The following is a 20421-nucleotide window of genomic DNA, read 5'->3' as shown; positions in this document are numbered from 1 at the left end:
GTGTATGGATAGAACCTTTACGAAACATCTAATCTTTTTAGCAATACTCCTATTAAACATAACGGGTGCTTTTGCTCAAACAATAACGGTTGGCACGGTTGACCCGGGGCCATATGGCCAGGGCTCATCAATTGCCGTTCCCATCAATGTTAATACATCTGGAGGATGCGTTAACTCAGGGAATACCTATAATTTATACTTATCCGATGCCTCAGGTAATTTTTCACCGGGTACTTTAATAGGAAGCTATACTGGTGTATATGGCACTTTTGTAAACGGTGTTATCCCTAATGGCACGCCGGCAGGTGCAGGTTATAAAGTCGAGGTTAAATCAACCAACCCGGCGGTAACCAGCTCTGTATCATCAGCATTTACTATTTCGAGCAACCCTGGGGTAACCGCTTCTCTTACCGAATCAGAAACGGTTTCGGCAGGGGTGTTCGGGCGATGCGTCGGCAGTACATCACCTTATACTTTTACCTCAAGTGCCGGTGGCACTGTTACTGCCAGCTTCTTTAATGAAGGTTCGCAATCTTATGAGGCTTCCAATGTTTCTGTACCGGCAGGAGGTTATGCTTTTACACCTACGACGGCCAACTACACAGTTACAGGTAAATCTGTTAATGCCAGCGGGACTGTTGGTACTTATGATTACCAGCTTGTCAACAATGTGGTAGTGAACCCGTTCAGCCCATTTGGTACGCCTTTCGTGTGTATGCCGGCAGGAGGATCTGGTGATTTACAATTTATCATGCCTATAACCGGCCCCGGTGGTATTATTAATAACTACCCGGGAACTACTTATACAGTTAACTGGGGCGATGGTACAAGTACTACTTTTACTTATTGTCAGATAGTTGCACTTGGCGGTATCCTGGTGCACACCTATACCCTGCCTTCATGCGGACAAACATCTACTGGTGGTGCAACCAACTCATTAACCGTTGTAAGCCATGCTATCAGCCCGTATTGCGGTGAGGTTGCTTCGGCAGCGACTACTTCGGCAAAGGTTATCATTACGCCGGTAACGAAATTCAATGCACCATCTGTAGCTTGCGTCGGTACAGCACTTACCATACCAAATACATCCGACCCAGGTCCGGATTATAGCACAGGCGCGGCGTCAACTTGTGCTGTTAATGCTAATGCTAAATACGACTGGACTTTGGATGGAGTAGCTGTTGCAGGTTATCAGGGTGTTCCGCTTAGCAAATCATTTATTTTCCCGGCTACTACCACACACGGTACACATACTTTAACACTTCATGCTGAAACACCGGCCATTGGCTGTGCGTCAACCGATTATACACAAACCATTTGTTTTGAGAACCCGCCGCAACCGGTTTTTACAATGCCGACGCCGTTGTGTGTAACTGGCGGGCCGGTATCTCCAACCAACACTTCTACAGTTGATAATACCTGCGCCGTTCCGCAATATGTATGGACAGTAACAGGCCCTGCTCCTGTAGGCTATGCTGGCGGAACTAACGCCAACAGCGCAATACCGCAATTCGTGTTCTCTGCTGCAGGTTTCTATACCGTACAGCTTGGCATTAGTTCATCAGGTTGCGGTGTTATAAATGCAGCGCCGCAAACTATTGCAGTAGATGCAGCGCCAACAACCAGCATGTCTCCGAACGCAACTATTTGCGGTAGTAACCTCACATTTACTTTTGATCCGAGCCAGACTACGACAAAAACAGTGGTATCTGGTACTACTCTGCCAACACCTACAACTTTTAGTTGGGTGATCAGTGGAGGCGCATACAGTTTCCTTAACGGTACAACCCCTACCAGCCAGTATCCTCAAATATTATTTGCCGACTTTGCTACTTACACGATAAAGGTAACCAATACCAACTCCTGCGGAAGCTCAAGTGCATCACAAACTTTAACGTTTGTACAGGCACCCACTGTGAGTGCAGGCGGCGATCAGACAGTCTGCGCAAGCAACCCGGCTGTAACTTTGGCCGGAACCGTGACCGGCAGCTATACAAGCTATCAATGGGTAGGCGGTACAGGTACATTCTCACCAAACAGGAGTACGGCTAACGCGACTTATACTCCGTCCAACACCGAGATAACTGCGGGTACTGTTACGTTAACTTTCCAGGTGAATAACACGGCTGTGCCTGCACCATGTAATGTGGTAACGGACAATATGAAGATCACCATTACCCCTACGGCATATATTACAAGTCCACCAACTGACGCCGTTTGTTCGGGACAAGCTCTTACCTACCTGATAACGGCCAACAGTCCGCTTGCAACATTTGCATGGACTGCCTCCTTAACCTCGGGTACAGCTACAGGATTTACAGCATCCGGAACCAATCCTAACATAACTGATGTACTAACTAACAGTGGTAATACTGATGCTGTTGTAACCTACAATATATTACCGACCATCAACGGATGTCCGGGTACACCTTTTGTACTGAATGTTACTGTTCACCCGCTCCCAACTATTACAGCGGTTCCGGTAAACAATCCTATATGTAATAATCAGCCTGCAGATATTGTATTTACATCGAATGTGGTTAATACTACTTATACCTGGACCAGTACAGCCAGTGCAAATATCAGTGGTAATACAAACCAGGCAGCGCCATTAGTTACCACTAGTATACAAGACGTCTTAAGCAATTCAGGTACTACACCGGGTACAGTAACTTACACCGTTACGCCATACAACGGAACGTGCCCCGGTACACCAGTGGTAACAACCATTACCGTCGAGCCAACGCCAATCGCATCAAATGCAGGTCCTGATGACGAAGTTTGTGCTACTACAACTTATACCTTACAAGGTAATAACCCTGCACCGGGTACCGGTAAATGGACTGCAGTAGGTAATCCACCGGGCGTTGCCTTCAATGATGACACCAATCCAAATGCAGTAGTAAGCGGTTTGGTACCAGGAAATATTTATCAATTTACATGGACAATAACCGACTATCCGTCTTGTCCTTCAACATCGAGCACTGTTAGCATTACTATAGATAAATCTCCTATTGGTGGTACTACAGGAACCGATGCACATGTTTGTTCCGGAAGCAATGCCGGAACAATCACGCTTACCGGTCAGTTCGGCAGCGTGGTTCGCTGGGAATCATCAATAGATAACGGTACTACCTGGCAACCAATTGCTAATACTGCAACAGGCCAGACTTACTCGAACTTAACACAAACAACCCAATACCGGGCGTTTATTCATAATGGCGTATGCCCGGATGTGCCTTCATCAGTAACAACTATTACTGTTGACGCGCCGCCGGTTACGGCCAATGCGGGATCTGATGACGAAGTTTGTGCTACTACTACGTATACCTTACAGGGTAACAATCCGTCTCCTGGCACAGGTAAATGGACCGTTGTAGGCAGCCCTGCAGGTGTAACTTTTTCGGATGATACCGACCCTAACGCTGTTGTAAACGGATTGGTACCGGGAACAACCTATCAATTTATATGGGCCATTACCAATACTGCTGCTTCATGTCCGCCAACTACAAGTACGGTTGCTATTACTATCGATAAAGCTCCTGTAGGTGGAACAACATTAAGTGACGCGCATGTATGTTTGGGCACCAATGCCGGTAACATCACGCTTACCGGTCAGTTTGGCACCATAATACGCTGGGAATCTTCTATCGATAATGGCACCAGTTGGCAAGCTATCGCTAATACTACCACTATTCAGCCGTATACAAACCTAACACAGACTACCCAATATAGGGCGGTTATTCATAATGGCGTTTGCCCGGATGCTACTTCATCAATTACAACTATCACTGTCGACCAACCACCTATTGCATCCGTTGCAGGTCCTGATGACGAAGTATGTAGTGGCGGAACTTATACATTACAAGGTAATAACCCCGCGCCGGGCACAGGTAAATGGACTGTAGCCGGTAATCCTCCGGGAGTAATCTTCTCTGATGACACCAATCCAAACGCTGTTGTTAGCGGAATGACCCCGGGCAATACTTATAAGTTTACCTGGACGATCTCAAACACGGCAGCATGTCCTTCCACTTCAAGTTCAGTTAATATTACTATTGACAAAGGCCCAGTTGGAGGAACAACCTTAAGTGATACACACGTTTGTTCAGGAACAAATAATGGTGTAGTAACACTTACAGGTCAGTTCGGTACAATATTACACTGGGAATCATCTATTGATAATGGCGCTACATGGCAAACTATTGCCAATATCACTACCAGCCAGAGCTATTTAAACCTGACCCAAACAACTCAGTACAGGGCAATTTTGCATAACTCAAGTACTTGCCCTGATGCGACTTCAACAGTAACAACTATTACGGTCGATCCGCCGCCTACTGCCTCAAATCCAGGCCCAAATGACGAAGTTTGTAATGCAAATACATATACCCTGCAGGGTAACAATCCATCGCCAAGTACTGGTAAATGGACAATGGTGAGCGGGCCGGTAACACCAACTTTTTCGGATGACACCAATCCAAATGCGGTATTAACAGGCCTCGTACCGGGCACCTATGTATTCCGTTGGACAATCACCAATACTACTGCCTGTCCACCGAGCGCAAATAATGTTACTATTATTATTGACAAAGCGCCAATCGGTGGTACCACTTCCAGCGATGCAACAGTTTGTTCCGGCACGAATGGCGGCCCTATCACGCTTACAGGACAATTTGGTACGATCGTGAGGTGGGAATCATCGATAGATAATGGCACAACCTGGCAACCTATCTTTAATACAAGCGTTACTTTAAACTATTCCAATCTAACGCAGACTACTAAGTATCGCGCTTTCTTGCATAATGGTGTTTGTCCGGATGTCCCTTCGTCAATAACAACTATTACCGTTGATCAGCCACCAATTGCAGCAGTTGCGGGGCCGGATAACGAGGTTTGTAATTCAGCAACTTACACGCTGCAAGGTAACAATCCCGCACCTGGCACAGGTACATGGACAATGGTAAGCGGACCTTCAACAGCTACTTTCTCTAATGCAACCAGTCCAAATGCGACAGCGACTGGTTTAGTACCCGGTGTGTATGTATTCCGCTGGACAATTACCAATACCGCTGCTTGTCCTCCTACTCATGATGATGTGACTATCACTATCGATCCATCCCCTGTAGGCGGTACTACATCAAGCGACGCAACTGTTTGTGCTGGTACAAATGCCGGCTTGATTACGCTGACAGGTCAGTTTGGTACAATTGTGCGTTGGGAATCATCAATAGACAATGGCGCTTCATGGCAAACTATAGCTAATACTACTGCCAATTACGTATATTCGAACTTAACACAAACCACACAATACAGGGTTTGGTTACATAATGGTATCTGTCCTGATGTGCCTTCATCAGTGACCACCATCACTGTCGATCAACCTCCTATCGCTGCTATTGCAGGACCAAATGATGAAGTTTGTAGCCCAAGCGCTTACACTCTTCAAGGAAATAATCCCGCTCCAAATAGTGGCAAATGGACCATGGTAAGCGGGCCATCTACTGCCATTTTCTCAGATGACACCAAGGCCAATGCTGTAATAACCGGCTTGGTACCGGGAGTTTATGTATTCCGCTGGACAATCAGTAATACTGCAGCTTGCGCCCCTACTCATGATGACGTAACCATTACTATTGATCAGACCCCTGTTGGCGGTACCACTACAAGCGACGCAATTGTTTGCGCTGGTAGTAATGGCGCTCCTATTACTTTAACAGGACAGTTTGGTTCTATAGTTCGCTGGGAATCCTCTACTGATGGTGGCAGCACATGGCAGATAATAGCCAACACATCTACCACCCTTACCTATTCAAATTTAACACAAACAACGAAATACAGGGCATGGTTGCATAATGGTGTGTGTCCGGATGTGCCGTCATCAGTAACAACCATCACCGTCGATCAACCTCCTATTGCTGCAATTGCAGGACCGAACCAGGAAATTTGCAGTACAAATACCTACACGCTCCAGGGTAATAATCCTGCGCCAAATACCGGTAAATGGACAATGGTAAGTGGTCCGTCCACAGCTATATTCTCGGATGACACCAAAGCCAATGCCGTAGTGACCGGATTAGTACCGGGAGTTTATGTGTTCCAATGGACGATAAGCAATACCGCGGCTTGTCCATCAACTCATGACAATGTTACAATCACGATAGATCCGGCACCTGTTGGTGGCACCACTTCAAGTGATGCAACGGTTTGTCAGGGCAGTAATGCGGGACCGATAACACTTGCGGGCCAATCAGGCAATATTGTTCGTTGGGAATATTCTATCGACAACGGTGCTTCATGGCAGCCAATAGCCAGCACCAGTACTTCCATCACCTATACCAACCTCACCCAGACAACGCAGTATCGCGCAATGATACACAACGGTGTTTGTCCTGATGTACCTTCAACAGTAACGACAATTACTGTTGATGCCCCGCCAATTGCTGCTAATGCAGGTCCGGATGATGAGGTATGTAATGCAACCGTTTACACGCTTAAAGGGAATACACCTCCTGCACCAAATAAAGGTCAATGGAGCATGGTTACGGGACCATCATTACCTACTTTCACAGATCCTACCGATCCTAATACAGTAGTGACCGGATTAATGCCTGGTACATATACATTCCGCTGGTCGATCACTAATACTGCTGCTTGTCCTCCTACACATGATGATGTGGTCATAACGATAGACAAAGCACCTGTTGGAGGCACCACATCAAGCGACCAAACTGTTTGCTCGGGCGGAAACAGCGGGCAAATTCATCTTGCCGGCCAGTTTGGTTCTGTAGCACGATGGGAATTCTCCATTGACAATGGCAGCACCTGGCAGCCAATTGCCAATACAACTACGGTATTATCATTTTCAAATCTGACACAAACTACCCAATACAGGGCTTGGGTGCATAACGGTATTACCTGTCCTGATATGGTTTCGACGCCTACGACAATTACTGTTAACCCGCAAACGCCTATAGCCTATGCAGGACCGAATTACAATTTATGTAACGAGACCAGCACGATATTAAAAGGTAACAATCCGGGATCGTTTGTCGGCGTATGGACTCAAACCGGAGGCCCGACAGCAAACATCGCTGATCCGAATAATTATACCACATCGGTTACCGGCTTGACCGGAGGAAATGTTTACAAGTTCACCTGGACAATAAAAGGCTTGCCACCATGCGGTGATACGTTCTCTGAGATCACCATAGGTGTATCTTCCGACATTACGCCAAGCTTTGCCATGGATCAGGATCATGGCTGCGGACCGGTAGTAGTTACATTTACAAATACCTCTACCCCAACGCCAACCGGTACATTTGTCTGGAATTTTGGTGACGGATCGCCACAGGTAACCGCTATAAACCCGCCTGCTCATACCTTCCAGCCTTCAAATGATGGCACTGTAGCCGTTTATGAGGTCACTATGATACCTACAAGTAATTGCGGTTCACAGGCACCTTATGTAGCTTACGTAAAAGTTAGCGCTCCGAAACCTGTTGCAAGTTTCAATCCGGGTCAAACATCTGCCTGCGGTACATTCACACTTTCTGCACAAAACTTATCGCCCGGAGATAATGCGCAGTATGATTTTTACCTGAAAGACGCAAATGGTAACATCGTACAACACCTGACTTATCCTGATACAAGGGACGCTGTCTTTCAGCCAATGACGGTTACTCAGCAAACTTACTATTCAATGTACCTGGTGGTTATAGATAAGTGCGGTAACCAGGCTACTTCTCCGTCTGTTAACATACCGGTTTCTCCATCATCATTGATATCGAAAATTCAGATCAAAGGCGATGCCAACAATGTTTGTATCGGCAGCCCGGTAACGTTCCAGAATACTTCAACAGGTGGCGACAGGTTCACGGTCACCATATATGATTCCAATAAAAAACCGATACTGACCATGCCTGCCGGAACCGGCGACATTAATTATACGCCTACGGCTACAGGTGCATATTATGTATCGATAACTGCCGGAAATACAGGCTGCGGTGATGCACCGGAGTCGGCACTGGTACCGTTTACAGTTTATCCTATCCCTGCTCCAAGCTTTACCTGGACAGCCGATCAGAATTTTAATGTGACATTTAACAACACAACCCCTGATGTGGCTAATATCCCGGCAGCATCCTTGAATTATAAATGGGATTTTGGTGATGGTTCGACAATCGATCCTTCCTATATTCCTGCTACTCATCACTTTGATTTTAGCAAGGCACCATTCACGGTTACATTGACAGCTACCACACCAGGCACAGATTGCGCCGGAGTGACTCAGCAGACCATAAATATTACATTTAAGGGTAACTTATTTTTGCCGAATGCGTTTATTCCAGCTAGTTCCGATAAAAACCTGAATACATTCATTGCAAAAGGTTTCGGGATGAAAACATGGCATATGCAGATATTCAACAACTTCGGTCAGCTGGTTTGGGAAACTACCAAGTTAGACACCAACGGCGCACCGGTTGAAGGCTGGGATGGTACTTATAAAGGCCGGATTGTAGAACAGGGTGTTTACATATGGCAAATAAGCGCTACACTTTTAAACGGCGAAGAATGGAAAGGAATGTCATACCATAATTCATCACCAAGCAAAACCGGGGCTATACATTTAATACGATAATACAATAATACAAGGTGAATAATAAATTGGTTATGCGATGGTTGATGCTCCTGGCGGTGCTATTGAAAAGCTTTACGAGCTTTGCCCAGGATCATTTGTATTCGCAATTCTTCAATTCTCCCTTGTATCTTAATCCTGCACTTACAGGTCAGTTTAAAGCCGACCTTCGGATGGATTTGATCTACCGTAACCAATGGACTGCTGTGCCGGGCACTTTATCGTATGTTTCAGGCTCTATCGACTTGAATATACCGCGGTTTGGTGGTGGTATCGGCTTATTATTTACACGGGGCAGCGAAGGTACTGCTTACCTTGATAAAACCAATTTATCGGGTCTTTACTCCTATAGTATCGGTTCGGAAGATTTTGTGCTTTCATTTGGTTTACAGGCAGGTTTCACACAACGAAAGATAGACTATAGCAAGCTTGTTTTTGACGACCAGCTGGATCCAACAATCGGTATAATTCCTGGTGCGGCTTCCGCAGCAACCAGTCTACCTTTTAATAACAAATTTTATTTTGATACAGGCATCGGTACCAACCTGGTAATCAGCGAGTTTAATATCGGAGTAGCTTTACAGCATATTAATCAACCAAATGAGTCATTTACCGGCGCACCGGCTAAATTGCCGATGAGGATAAATACCAACATCAGTTATCGTTTAGACCTGGATCCTTATAACGATGTAGATGAGGATGATAAATCCTTTGTGATCCCATCCGTTGTTTATTATCGCCAGGATCAGTTTCAATCCTACAGTATTGGTATGCAATACAAGCGCCGTGGCGTAAATGTTGGCCTTTCTTATCGAAGTGGTGCACAAACAGGGCCCAGTGCTGTCGTTTTATCTCTTATATTTGACTTGTTTATTAACCGGGAAGGTGGCGAGAAGCTGCGTTTTGGTTTTAGCCACGATGCCGCTGTTCAGGGCCTTACCTATGGTAATACTGCTGGTAGTACCGAAGGAAGCATAGGATACGAAACGACTTTACCTTCAAGTGATAACGGGGGATCGCCAGGGCGATTTGAAGGTGCAAGGCGTTGTTATGAATTTTACTAATGTCAAAAAACTACGTTAACAACCAACAACAAAAAAAGAAATTTGCCTATAAGCTGGTTATATTTCTGATCATACTTGCCGCTGCTTTTACTTTTGTGCTCATCAAGTTTGCATTTAGCGGAACCAATAAGGAAGTAGTAAATAACCCTCCAAAAAATGAGGATGTTTACACTATCGCCAGGCAGTTTGTAAAACAGAACATAAAAACTACTGACGTCGTTTTTCCTGAAAGAGATTATCAATTTAACCAGAAAACGGATTCTACCTATTCCATAAAGTCTTATTTAGAATCGAAAGATGAAAGCGGACATAAAGTAACCACCTCATTTGTGATCACTTTGCAGTTTTTAGGAGGAGATGCACTAAATAAAAACAGGTGGAAGATAGTTAGTTTTACTAAGGACTAACAAAAAAAGCACCCCGTATAACGGGATGCTTCAATCACTCTAAAACAATCACCTCTAAACTAAGAAGTCTCTTTTATAATTATCTATTGAATAATTATTGACTAAATAATTTAATTAGTCAAATATACTAAATTAAGCAGGCGTTAATTTGATGTTAATAGCATTTTGACCCCGGGTTGACAGTCGGTCAATACTTTAAACCTTTGATAAATATATCGATCAGCATCAGGCGTTTATTGTGGATCTCTTCCAGGTGCTCTTTCTTCGGAAAGCTGTTCTTTTTGTTGTAAGCAGCTGATCCTACCCTGACACCATGTAAGGCATCAAGCAACAATCCCACAACTTCGCGGGGATTATCAACCGGTTTTATTTTGCCGCGCTCTGCTTCAGCAACAACGGCATCGCCTAACAGGCTCATTTCTGCCTGGCGGATGTCATCTACAATTTCCCATATCGCATCCGGCATATTCTGCTCGTTCAGCCTCAGATAATCAAAGAAATTATAGTTGTTTAATATAAAGTTGTGATGAGTGTCTATCTGAAATACAAAAGCCTCTTTTAAATCAGTGATCTTGCTGATATTATCCTGTAATGTTTTCAGATAATCTGCAGCAAGCTTGCGTGTTACAGCAATGTATAGTTGACTTTTATCAGGAAAGTAATAATAAAGTAAGGCTTTGGATAAAGATAATGAACCGGCAATTTCATTCATTGTGGTTTTGGAGTAACCGTAATGCAAAAATTGTTCGTAGGCTGCCTCTAATATTTTTTCTCTCTTTATATCCTGTTGTTCGCTTATTACACCCATTAAATATTAAAATGTTAGATAGACAAATTTTGACTTTTCAAACAAATTTATCAAAAATTCCAACATTACAATGTCATTTTTACACAATGACTATACTGATGATTTTATTAAAGCAAAGCCAACACCTGCAATCAGGGTATCTTCAACCAGTGCAATTATGGGGTCGGCAATGCCTGTTTTATTGCCGGCAATTTTCCTGAGGTGATAAAAGGAATAAGTTGCCCCTACTGCAACCGCTGAACCTAATAATGCACATAAAATAACATTATCCCGTTTAGTTTAGAAACTGCCATACTCGATAAACCTCCGGATATGATTCGCGCCGCCAGTCCGGCAGGCATTGTTCTAGCTGGTACAAATGGCAATTTATCCGCTATCAACTCTCCAACTGCAGCTATTTTCAACGCAGTATTAAAACCATCAGAGTGCATAAATTTTACAATCCTATTATCGTTTTTATCAGATTCAGTTTGTCTTGAAATATACGAAGCTATAGCTGGTGCCGACGCAGATCGCATACCTGCAATTAAGCCGAGTGCCATTGATTGCCAGATCGACCGTGATGATTTCCTTTCCATATCAGTAATAACTTATAGCCTCGTCAGAAGTTCCGAATTATAAAAATCAACTATTAGTAGAATTTGTTGAATTAAGAAACAGAATACTTATGGGACATTATAAAAATAACATTCTTGGGGAGTTAGGTGATGCCATTGGCAAAGGTCTATTAGCCGGCTTGGCAGGCACAGCAGCAATAACAATATCGCAAATGATAGAAATGCGAATTACCAAAAGACAAGCGAGCGAAGCACCTGTAAAAGTTGCAGAACAGGTAACGGACATAAAGCCATCAACTGAAGAATCAAAATCAAAAGTTTCGCAGGAAATACATTGGGCATATGGCACATCATGGGGTATTGCACGTGGCCTGATAGGTTTAACTGGTTTACGTGGATTACCTGCAATAACAGCCCATTTTGCAGCCATATGGGGAACCGCATTGGTAATGCTGCCAGCCTTTAAAGCCGGACCGAAAGTGACAGAAGAAGACGCCAAAACAATAGCAATCGATGCTATGCACCATGCGGTTTATGCTACAGCGGCAGGACTTGCTTATGATGCTCTCGACAGTGGTCGCAGAAAGGAAAGAAAGTTGGATAAACTAATTGGGAACGTGAATTCTCTTATCAAAAAAATCAAATCATAAAAAAGCCGTCCACTAACTAGCGGACGGCTTATCATTATATATTGGTTTGATTAGTGTTAAGCGTTAACTAATTCAGGTTCTTCTGCGTGCACCTCATCTGCCTTCTTGCCAAACAACCTGTTTTTGATACGTACACGTATGATGTACATACATGGCACAAGGATCAATGTGATAATCGTTGCGAATCCTAAACCAAAGATCATTGTCCATGATAACGGGCCCCAGAAGGCTACGTTATCACCACCAAAGAAGATGTGTGGTTTGAAACTGGAGAATAATCCGGCAAAGTCAATATTAAAACCTACTGCCAGCGGTATCAAACCCAGGATTGCTGCGGTTGCAGTCAACAATACAGGCGTCATACGTGTACGGGCAGCTTCAACCACGGCATCATGAAGATTTGCGCCTTCGGCGATCAGCATATCGGTGAATTCAACCAGTAAAATACCATTTCGCACAACCACACCAGCCAAAGCGATGATACCCACACCGGTCATAACGATAGAGATCGTCATACCGAAAGTAGCCAGGCCAAGGAATACACCAATAATACTGAAGAATATCTCGCTCAGGATGATAAAGGTTTTACCCACGGAATTGAACTGCAACATCAGGATAAGCAATATCAAACCAAATGAAATTACGAGCGCTGTTCCCAGGAAGGTTGCAGCTTCAGTTTGATCCTCCTGACCGCCACCCATTCTTACGCTTACACCGTCAGGCAGATGGAACTGTTTGATAGCCTTCTCTATATTGGCATTCACTTCTGTTGGTGTAAATGGCTTGATCACGTTTGAATTCAGGGTGATTACGCGACGTTGCTGCTTGTGTTTGATATTGGAAAATGTATTTGCATACTTCACATCTGTAAATGCCGAGATTGGCACCTGGCGTATCTGACCACCTGTTGCCAGGTCGCGATAAGTCATTTTTAAGTTGCGGATGGCGTCGATGTCATCGCGCTGTGCTTTTTCACCACGAACAACAATCTTGTATTTATCTTCCGTCGTATTTCTGAAGTCGGTTACTTCAGCACCATATATCGTAGTGAAAAGAGACTGAGTTACCTGCTGGCTGGTGATGCCTTCACGATTAGCGCGTTCGCGATCAACATCGATCAGCATTTGTGGTTTATCGTTCTGTACGTCAGGAACAAGCCCTTCTATACCAGCGATATTCTGTTTGTCAATAAATTTCTTCAACCTGTCGGTAGCGTGTACCAATGTGTCTAAATTATCGCCTGCAACTTCAATACTGATATCCTTTTGTACCGGTGGACCTGCATTTTCCTGGTTAACCGCTACCGTAGCACCGGGTATACCACCCACAGCTTTACGGATATTAGCCAATATCTTTTTGGTATCCTTACCATTACGTTTGCTGAATTCTGCAAATGCTACCGTTACTTTCGATTTATTGGTGTATTTACCCTGATCTTCATCAGTCGGGTCGGTAACACTGGTTTCTACGTTAGAAATAATTGACGTAACGATGTCGTTATCAGGCTCAACAACTTTGGCAACACGCTTTTCGAGGTCTTTTGTTACTTCATTAGTATATGCCTGGTCGGTACCGATAGGTAGCGTCAGGTATACGTATACGAAATTCGGGTCACCTGACGGGAAAAACTCTACCTTAGGTGCTCTTACGGCCGTAAAACCTATTGTCAGGATAAACAGCACAAACATACTCACCAAAATAGTTACCGGGCGATGTACGGCCCACTCCAGCCTGTTAGCATACCATGTTTGGAATTTTGGCCATGCTTTTTTCTGGAAACGGTCGATAACCCTTAGCAACACAAAATGGTTTAACAGGTAAAGCAATGCGGCGAAGACAACGAAGTTACCCACTCCACGATTTATCAAATAGCCAATAACTGCTGCAATACCCATGTATATCATGGCACGGATAACTTTCTTATCAAACTTAGGATTGTCATGTTCGCCATCATGGTGCGGTTTCATAAAATCGACCGCGAAAACCGGGTTGAAGATATAAGCCACCAGCAATGAGGCCAGCAACGTAATAATCAGCGTAATTGGCAGGAAGAACATAAAGTGACCGATCAAGCTGTTCCAGAATGCCAGGGGCACAAACGGAGCAAGCGTAGTCAGGGTACCAGATAATACAGGCAAGAACACCTCACCAGCTGCTATCTTCGCAGCTTGTTTAATAGGTACTTTTCCATTAGCAAAAATACGGTGTGTATTTTCGATCACCACGATAGCATCATCGACCACTATACCCAGCGCCAACAGGAACGAGAACAATACAATCATATTGAGCGTAAAGCCTATAGCCGGCATCACCAGGAACGCGACGAAACACGACAACGGCACTGATAAGGCCACAAATATGGCGTTAGTCGTCCCCATGAAGAACATCAGGATGATGGTAACCAATATAAAACCGATAACGATGGTATTGATCAGGTCGTTCAAGGTTGAGCGTGTTTTATCGCTCTGATCGCCGGTAACAGTAATATCCAGTCCTTTAGGGAAAATAGTTTTCTGTTTATCCTTGATCATGTTGTTGATCTTGTCTGATGTCTCGATCAGGTTTTCACCGGTGCGTTTACTCACGTTCAGTGTAATAACGCTTTTAAAATTCGCATCAGACGGTGTTTTCAAACGCGCATAGCTGTCTGCATCCGCAAAGCCATCTTTTACTTCAGCAATATCGCGAAGGTAAACAGCCTTACCTGTAGGGTTACGAATCACCATTGCAGCAACTTCATCAGCGCTCTTAAAGTCCTGGCGGATATCGATCGTGCGCTGTATGCTGCCTGTAGTAATTGTACCTGCTGATGAAATAATATTTTCAGAGCCAATAGCATTAGTTATATCGGTATAACTGATCTGTGCTGCAGTAGCTTTATCAATATCTACATTGATTTGTATTTGCGGAGTTAGTGCACCAATTTCGTCAACCTTTGATATCTCTTTCATGCTCTCGATATCATCCTTCAGGTTATCAGCGTATTCCTTCAGTTTCTTCAGATCATAGTTACCTGAGATGTTTATGTACAAGATCGGCAAGTCGGCTACGTTAATATCAGTTATCTGCGATGCCAGTAAGTTTTTATCGCCCTGCGGCAGATCCTGCTGAGCTTTATCTACGGCTTCTTTTACATCTTGCTTGGCATCACGAATGTTGATGTCAGCTTTAAATTCGCAGGTGATAGACGACACATTCGGCATCGAGTTAGAAGTAACTTTCTTTAATCCTTTCAATGATTTCAGCTGTTTCTCCAACTGACGGGTAACCAGCATTTCGATGTTTTGTGGCGATTGTCCATTATAAATGGTGTTCACAAAAACTTTCGATTGAGCAATGTCCGGGAAGTTTTCCTTAGGCAACCTCATATAACTCACTATACCTAATATAGTGATCAGCGCCAGGGCGACATAAATCGCTGTTTTATTATCTATTGCCCAACTTGAGGGCCCAAATTCTTTTCCAGTATCTTTCATATCCAGACCGTTTTATGAATTATTGATTATCAGATTGAACAACTTTAATTTTATCACCGTCTTCAACCTCGCTTGCACCCTGGTTAATAAGTTGTTCACCACCTTTAAGACCTGATTTGATCTCCGTAATACCTCCGTAAGTAGCTCCTAATGTTACAGCAACCTTTTTAGCTGCATTGTTCTGATCAAGGAAAACAAAGTTGCCAGATTCAGAGCGTTGAATAGCATTTACCGGCACAGTCACCGCATCGTTTGATGAATAATCAGCTACTTTTAATACAACCGTCATGTTAGGGCGAAGAGTTTTACGTGCCGGCAACTTTACTTCTATCGCGAAGCTGCGGGAAGCAACGTCAATCGCTTTGGCAGCAAAGCTCACTTTAGCCATTAAAGAGTCACCTGCATCAGGAACTACAACCTTTACATTATCACCCTGGTTTATGCGGCCTGAGTATGATTCCGGCACGTTTGCTTTTACCTTCAAGACATCGGCATTAACTATACGAATACCTGTTTGGCCAGGCTGTGCCATTGCCCCAAGCTTCAAATCCATCTGGTCAACTGTTCCATTAATCGGAGATACAATCCTGTACAGATCAGCAGTCCGTTTATTCATCGCCAGTGTTTTCTGAGCCGTTTGTAAATTAGTTTGAGCCTGGATAAATTGTACTTCAGTACCTATCCTTTGGTCCCATAAGTTTTTTTGACGATCATATAGTGTTTTCATCAATTCTACCTGTATTTCGGCCTGGGATATTTGTTGCTTTTGTACGCTATTATCCAGTTGAACCAATGTTTGACCTTTACTTACGTGATCACCTGCTTTTACATAAATAGCCGTTATAACAGCTGCGTTCTGTGGATAAGCTGTAACATTATCCTGGGCATCAATGTTACCCTGAATTTGTACATAGTTTGTAAACGGTTGTTTCTTTACGGTCACTACACTCACGTCAGTGCTTTTGGTCGAATCGTTTCCGCCAACCTCTGCTTGCAGCTTGGTAATTTTATCACTTATCTCAGCCTGCTGTTTTTTCAAGTCTGCCAGTTCAGCTTTTTTGTCTTTAGGTTTGTTATTACCGCAGGCAGCAAGTATCAAAATTGCTGGTATGTATAATAGTTTTTTCATGTCTTTATTTCTGTGTCTGTTGTGATTGATTTATTGAATTCGTCCGTAAGCTTTATCCAGATCTACTTTGCCTATTAAAACGTTATATAATGCCTGTATGTAATTGTTATCAGCTGCTTCAAGATCTGTTTGCGCCTGTGTAACCTCTAAATTCGAGCCTACCCCCTGCTGGTATTTAATTTTAGTTACCCTCAAAACTTCTTGCGCCAATTGCTGGTTGTGTTTTTGGTTGTCTAAAGACCTCAGGCTGTTTACGTAATTATAATGAGCGGAATTGGCCTGTAACAAAAAGCCGTTTTTGGCGTTTTCCAAATCATTTTGTGATTTTAGAACATTAATTTTGGATTGCCTGATCTGATTAACACGCTGACCACCACTAAAAATGGGGACATTCAAGGTCAAGCCAAAATAGCTTGATGGGAAATTAGTGCTGAATAGGTTACCAAAGCTGTTATTTTGATAGGACGAAGTATAATTCCCATTTAAAACTAAACTTGGATAAGAAGCAGCCTTTTTATTAGCTACATCCAATTCATTCAATTTCTTCTGTGTTTCCAGTAATGCATATTCAATGCGTTTATGATAGAAGGTGGTATCAGAGGTAGCATCATCTTTATCTGCCAATTGAATATCTTCTAATTTATCAGTCAGCATCAGTTCCGCATTTATTGGCATTCCCATTTGGAATTTAAGCATTTGGTAACTTAAAGCAAGCAGTTGAACCGAATTTTCGCGGTTGGTCACCAGGTTATTATACTGTACCTGGGTACGTTGAACATCTATTCTTTCAGCCGAACCTTGTTTGTTTTCTGCAGTAGTTTCATCAAGTTGGTGCTTCAGTTGGCTAATATTTGCGTCCAGTAACTTTATTTGCTCAATACTTACCAATACCTGGTAGTAGGCTTTGGTAACATTCACATTAGCATCAATTTTTGAACGGGCATAACTGCGTGTTGATAATTCCTTATAGGTTTTTGATGCCTTTAATCCGACAAGATAACTGGCATCGAAAACTTTTTGGCTTAAATTCAGGCCAAGCGATCCCTGGTATTTAACACCAAACTGAACCGGTATAAATGAACCGGCCGTACCACCAAAAAACTGGGCCGGAATCAATGTCACAGGTATTTTAACATAATCCTGAAAATTAGCCGAACCGTTTATTTGGGGCAGCCCGATACCAGTGGTTTCCTTAACTTTATAATCAGCACTTTGTACGTCTAATTTGGCATTGAGTACCGTATCCTGGTGTTCATAGGCATAATTGATACAGTCCTGCAACGAAAAATTGTGGACCGCAGCAGGGGGTGGTGCAGTCTGCTGGGCATAACCGCTTAAAGTTAAACCTGACAGAAACAGCATAAATAGAAATAGATGTTTCATAATATATAGTGAGTTGTGTTTATTCGTATTTGTTTGCATTACAAAAGTTTAAAACCTGTGTGACAGCCGTATGTCAATAACTTTAATTAATTTACCTGTTCGTGCAGGTTCCTGTATTCATTCAATAGTTTGTATCCTTCCAGCGTACAGATTCCATAGTTAAAATGCTCATGAAATTGTTGCTGCACCTTCCACACATTGAATTCTGAATGCGGGAAAATGTCCGTATTAAAACCCATTTCCACTTGTATCATCCTCATCCTCGCGATTATCTTTACGTCTATATCAGCTCTTATGTAACCCTGCTCTATCCCTTTTTTTAGAAGTTCTTCGAGCGTTTGAACTATCACGCCCGATTTGAAGTTTTGGAATTGCTTCCATGCATCGGGATGATATTTCTGCAGATCGTGTATCACTATCGGGTTGATCCTTGAAAAAATATCTTCCGAACATTTCATCATATTGATCATTCCCTCAATCACATTGCCCGATTTGTTAATGATCTCTTCCATCTGATCTTCATCTTCCTTTAGCTTTTTCTGCACCAGGGCAATTACCAGTTCGTTTTTATCTCTAAAAAACTGGTAGATGGTCTTTTTGGACATTCCCAGGTGTTTGGCGATGTCATCCATCGTGACACTCTTGATCCCGGCCTTTAAAAAAAGCTCCTCACCGCCCAATATTATTCTATCTGTTTGACTCATTGACTTAATGGGTCAAAACTATGGAAACATTTTTTGATTTCAAAGTTTCCTAAATAAATGACTTTTCCCAGACAATCTTCTTCAGTTAGCAGTTTGCAGTTCACAGTTTGCAAACTGCCGACTGCAAACTGCAAACTGCAAATTGATTTCGTACCTTTGCCGAAAATTAGTATTACATGACGCTTACACCGCTTTCGGCAATCTCTCCTATTGATGGCCGGTACCGCAATACCACAGTTGGTTTGGCCGGTTACTTTTCAGAATACGCGCTTATTAAATACAGGGTATTTGTTGAAATCGAATATTTTATAGCCCTATGCGAATATCCTTTGCCACAGCTTCAGGATTTTGATAAAAAAGTATCAGAAAAGTTACGCGCCATCTACCAGAATTTTTCAGAAAACGATGCCCAGAGCATAAAAGACATAGAAAAGATCACCAACCACGACGTTAAGGCTGTCGAATATTTTATCAAAAAAGAATTCGACAAACTTGGTCTTGAGAAGTATAAAGAGTTTATTCATTTTGGACTTACATCGCAGGACATCAATAACACCTCGATACCTTATAGCTTTAAACTGGCTATTGATGAGGCTTACTTGCCCGCGATCACTGAACTAATCGATCTCCTAAAAAGTTATGCCGCTGAGTGGGCCACACTACCTATGCTGGCGCATACACATGGTCAGCCTGCATCACCAACACGCTTGGGTAAGGAGATACAGGTATTTATCGAGCGGCTTGAAAATCAGCTTCGTTTATTAAAACAAGTGCCCTATTCAGCCAAGTTTGGCGGAGCAACAGGTAATTATAATGCGCATTATATTGCTTACCCAAATATCGACTGGAAAAAGTTTGGTGATCATTTTGTGAATAATATACTGGGCCTTAGCCGCTCACAATTCACAACACAGATTGAACATTACGATAATTTTGCAGCGCAATGTGATGCACTGAAACGGATCAACAATATCCTGATTGACCTTGACAGGGATATCTGGTCGTACATTTCTATGAACTATTTCAAGCAGAAGATAAAAGCAGGAGAAGTAGGTTCATCAGCAATGCCGCACAAGGTTAATCCGATAGATTTTGAAAATTCGGAAGGAAACCTGGGTATTGCCAATGCATTGTTTGAACATCTGGCAGGCAAATTGCCTATTTCACGTTTACAGCGCGATTTGACCGACTCTACCGTTCTGCGTAACATCGGCGTTCCGGTAGCGCATACATTAATTGCCATTAAATCGACTATAAAAGGTTTAAATAAATTGTTGTTGAATGAGCCTGTGATCAACGCGCATTTAGAAGCGAACTGGGCAGTAGTAGCAGAAGCTATACAAACCATTTTACGTCGTGAAGGCTATCCAAATCCATACGAAGCATTAAAGGAATTGACACGTACTAATGCTGCTATTAATGCTGAAACTATAGCTGAGTTTGTAGAGACGCTGCAGGTAAGTAACGATATAAAAGAAGAAATTAAGAAAATCAGCCCGTCAACATATACAGGAATTTGATGTGCGAATGTGCAGATATGCAGATGTGCAAATGAAAAAATCAATCTGCACATCCACACATTTGCACATCTGCACATTATCATAA

Annotated in this window: 11 protein-coding genes; 5 read left to right on the top strand and 6 right to left on the bottom strand. The window is 43.0% G+C overall.

Features of this window, described 5'->3' with window-relative positions:
• The first annotated feature begins 4 nt into the window (after positions 1-4).
• Genes VIM89_RS15130 through VIM89_RS15120 form a run of 3 tightly spaced genes read left to right on the top strand, consistent with a single transcriptional unit; the run spans position 5 to position 10109 of the window.
• Positions 5-8641, top strand: a complete 8637-nt coding sequence (locus VIM89_RS15130) for a PKD domain-containing protein (protein ID WP_488157009.1) — start codon at positions 5-7, stop codon at positions 8639-8641.
• A gap of 14 nt (positions 8642-8655) precedes the next feature.
• Positions 8656-9702, top strand: a complete 1047-nt coding sequence (locus VIM89_RS15125; RefSeq protein WP_488157008.1) for a PorP/SprF family type IX secretion system membrane protein — start codon at positions 8656-8658, stop codon at positions 9700-9702.
• Positions 9702-10109, top strand: coding sequence for a hypothetical protein (locus VIM89_RS15120; RefSeq protein ID WP_488157007.1), 408 nt, complete (start codon positions 9702-9704; stop codon positions 10107-10109). The genes VIM89_RS15125 and VIM89_RS15120 overlap by 1 nt, the downstream gene beginning before the upstream one ends.
• A gap of 187 nt (positions 10110-10296) precedes the next feature.
• Here the strand turns inward: VIM89_RS15120 and VIM89_RS15115 are convergent, their stop codons facing one another.
• Together VIM89_RS15115 and VIM89_RS15110 are read right to left on the bottom strand one after the other, a co-directional pair.
• Complete coding sequence (locus VIM89_RS15115; protein ID WP_488157006.1) at positions 10297-10917, bottom strand: TetR/AcrR family transcriptional regulator; 621 nt, start codon at positions 10915-10917, stop codon at positions 10297-10299.
• A 242-nt stretch (positions 10918-11159) separates the two neighbouring features.
• The gene (locus VIM89_RS15110) at positions 11160-11495 is read right to left on the bottom strand and encodes a hypothetical protein (protein WP_488157005.1); all 336 of its coding nucleotides are present in this window, start codon (positions 11493-11495) and stop codon (positions 11160-11162) included.
• A gap of 89 nt (positions 11496-11584) precedes the next feature.
• Here VIM89_RS15110 and VIM89_RS15105 point away from each other — a divergent pair, with 89 nt between their 5' ends.
• The gene (locus VIM89_RS15105; protein WP_488157004.1) at positions 11585-12124 is read left to right on the top strand and encodes a hypothetical protein; all 540 of its coding nucleotides are present in this window, start codon (positions 11585-11587) and stop codon (positions 12122-12124) included.
• 56 nt (positions 12125-12180) lie between these two features.
• On the opposite strand, the gene VIM89_RS15100 is transcribed toward VIM89_RS15105, so the two are convergent.
• From VIM89_RS15100 to VIM89_RS15085, 4 genes are all read right to left on the bottom strand, one after another.
• The gene (locus VIM89_RS15100) at positions 12181-15600 is read right to left on the bottom strand and encodes an efflux RND transporter permease subunit (RefSeq protein ID WP_488157003.1); all 3420 of its coding nucleotides are present in this window, start codon (positions 15598-15600) and stop codon (positions 12181-12183) included.
• A 19-nt stretch (positions 15601-15619) separates the two neighbouring features.
• Positions 15620-16729, bottom strand: coding sequence for an efflux RND transporter periplasmic adaptor subunit (locus VIM89_RS15095; protein ID WP_488157002.1), 1110 nt, complete (start codon positions 16727-16729; stop codon positions 15620-15622).
• 30 nt (positions 16730-16759) lie between these two features.
• Complete coding sequence (locus VIM89_RS15090) at positions 16760-18112, bottom strand: TolC family protein (RefSeq protein WP_488157001.1); 1353 nt, start codon at positions 18110-18112, stop codon at positions 16760-16762.
• A gap of 86 nt (positions 18113-18198) precedes the next feature.
• Entirely contained in the window at positions 18199-18816 is a 618-nt protein-coding gene (locus VIM89_RS15085) for a TetR/AcrR family transcriptional regulator (protein WP_488157000.1), read from the bottom strand.
• A gap of 176 nt (positions 18817-18992) precedes the next feature.
• On the opposite strand from VIM89_RS15085, the gene purB reads away from it, so the two are divergent.
• A complete protein-coding gene (gene purB / locus VIM89_RS15080) occupies positions 18993-20336 on the top strand; it encodes an adenylosuccinate lyase (RefSeq protein ID WP_488156999.1) in 1344 nt (447 codons plus the stop codon).
• Positions 20337-20421: the final 85 nt, after the last annotated feature.

The sequence above is a fragment of the Mucilaginibacter sp. genome (genome assembly GCF_036568825.1).
GTDB lineage: Bacteria > Bacteroidota > Bacteroidia > Sphingobacteriales > Sphingobacteriaceae > Mucilaginibacter.
This window is presented reverse-complemented; position numbering and strand designations above follow the sequence as displayed.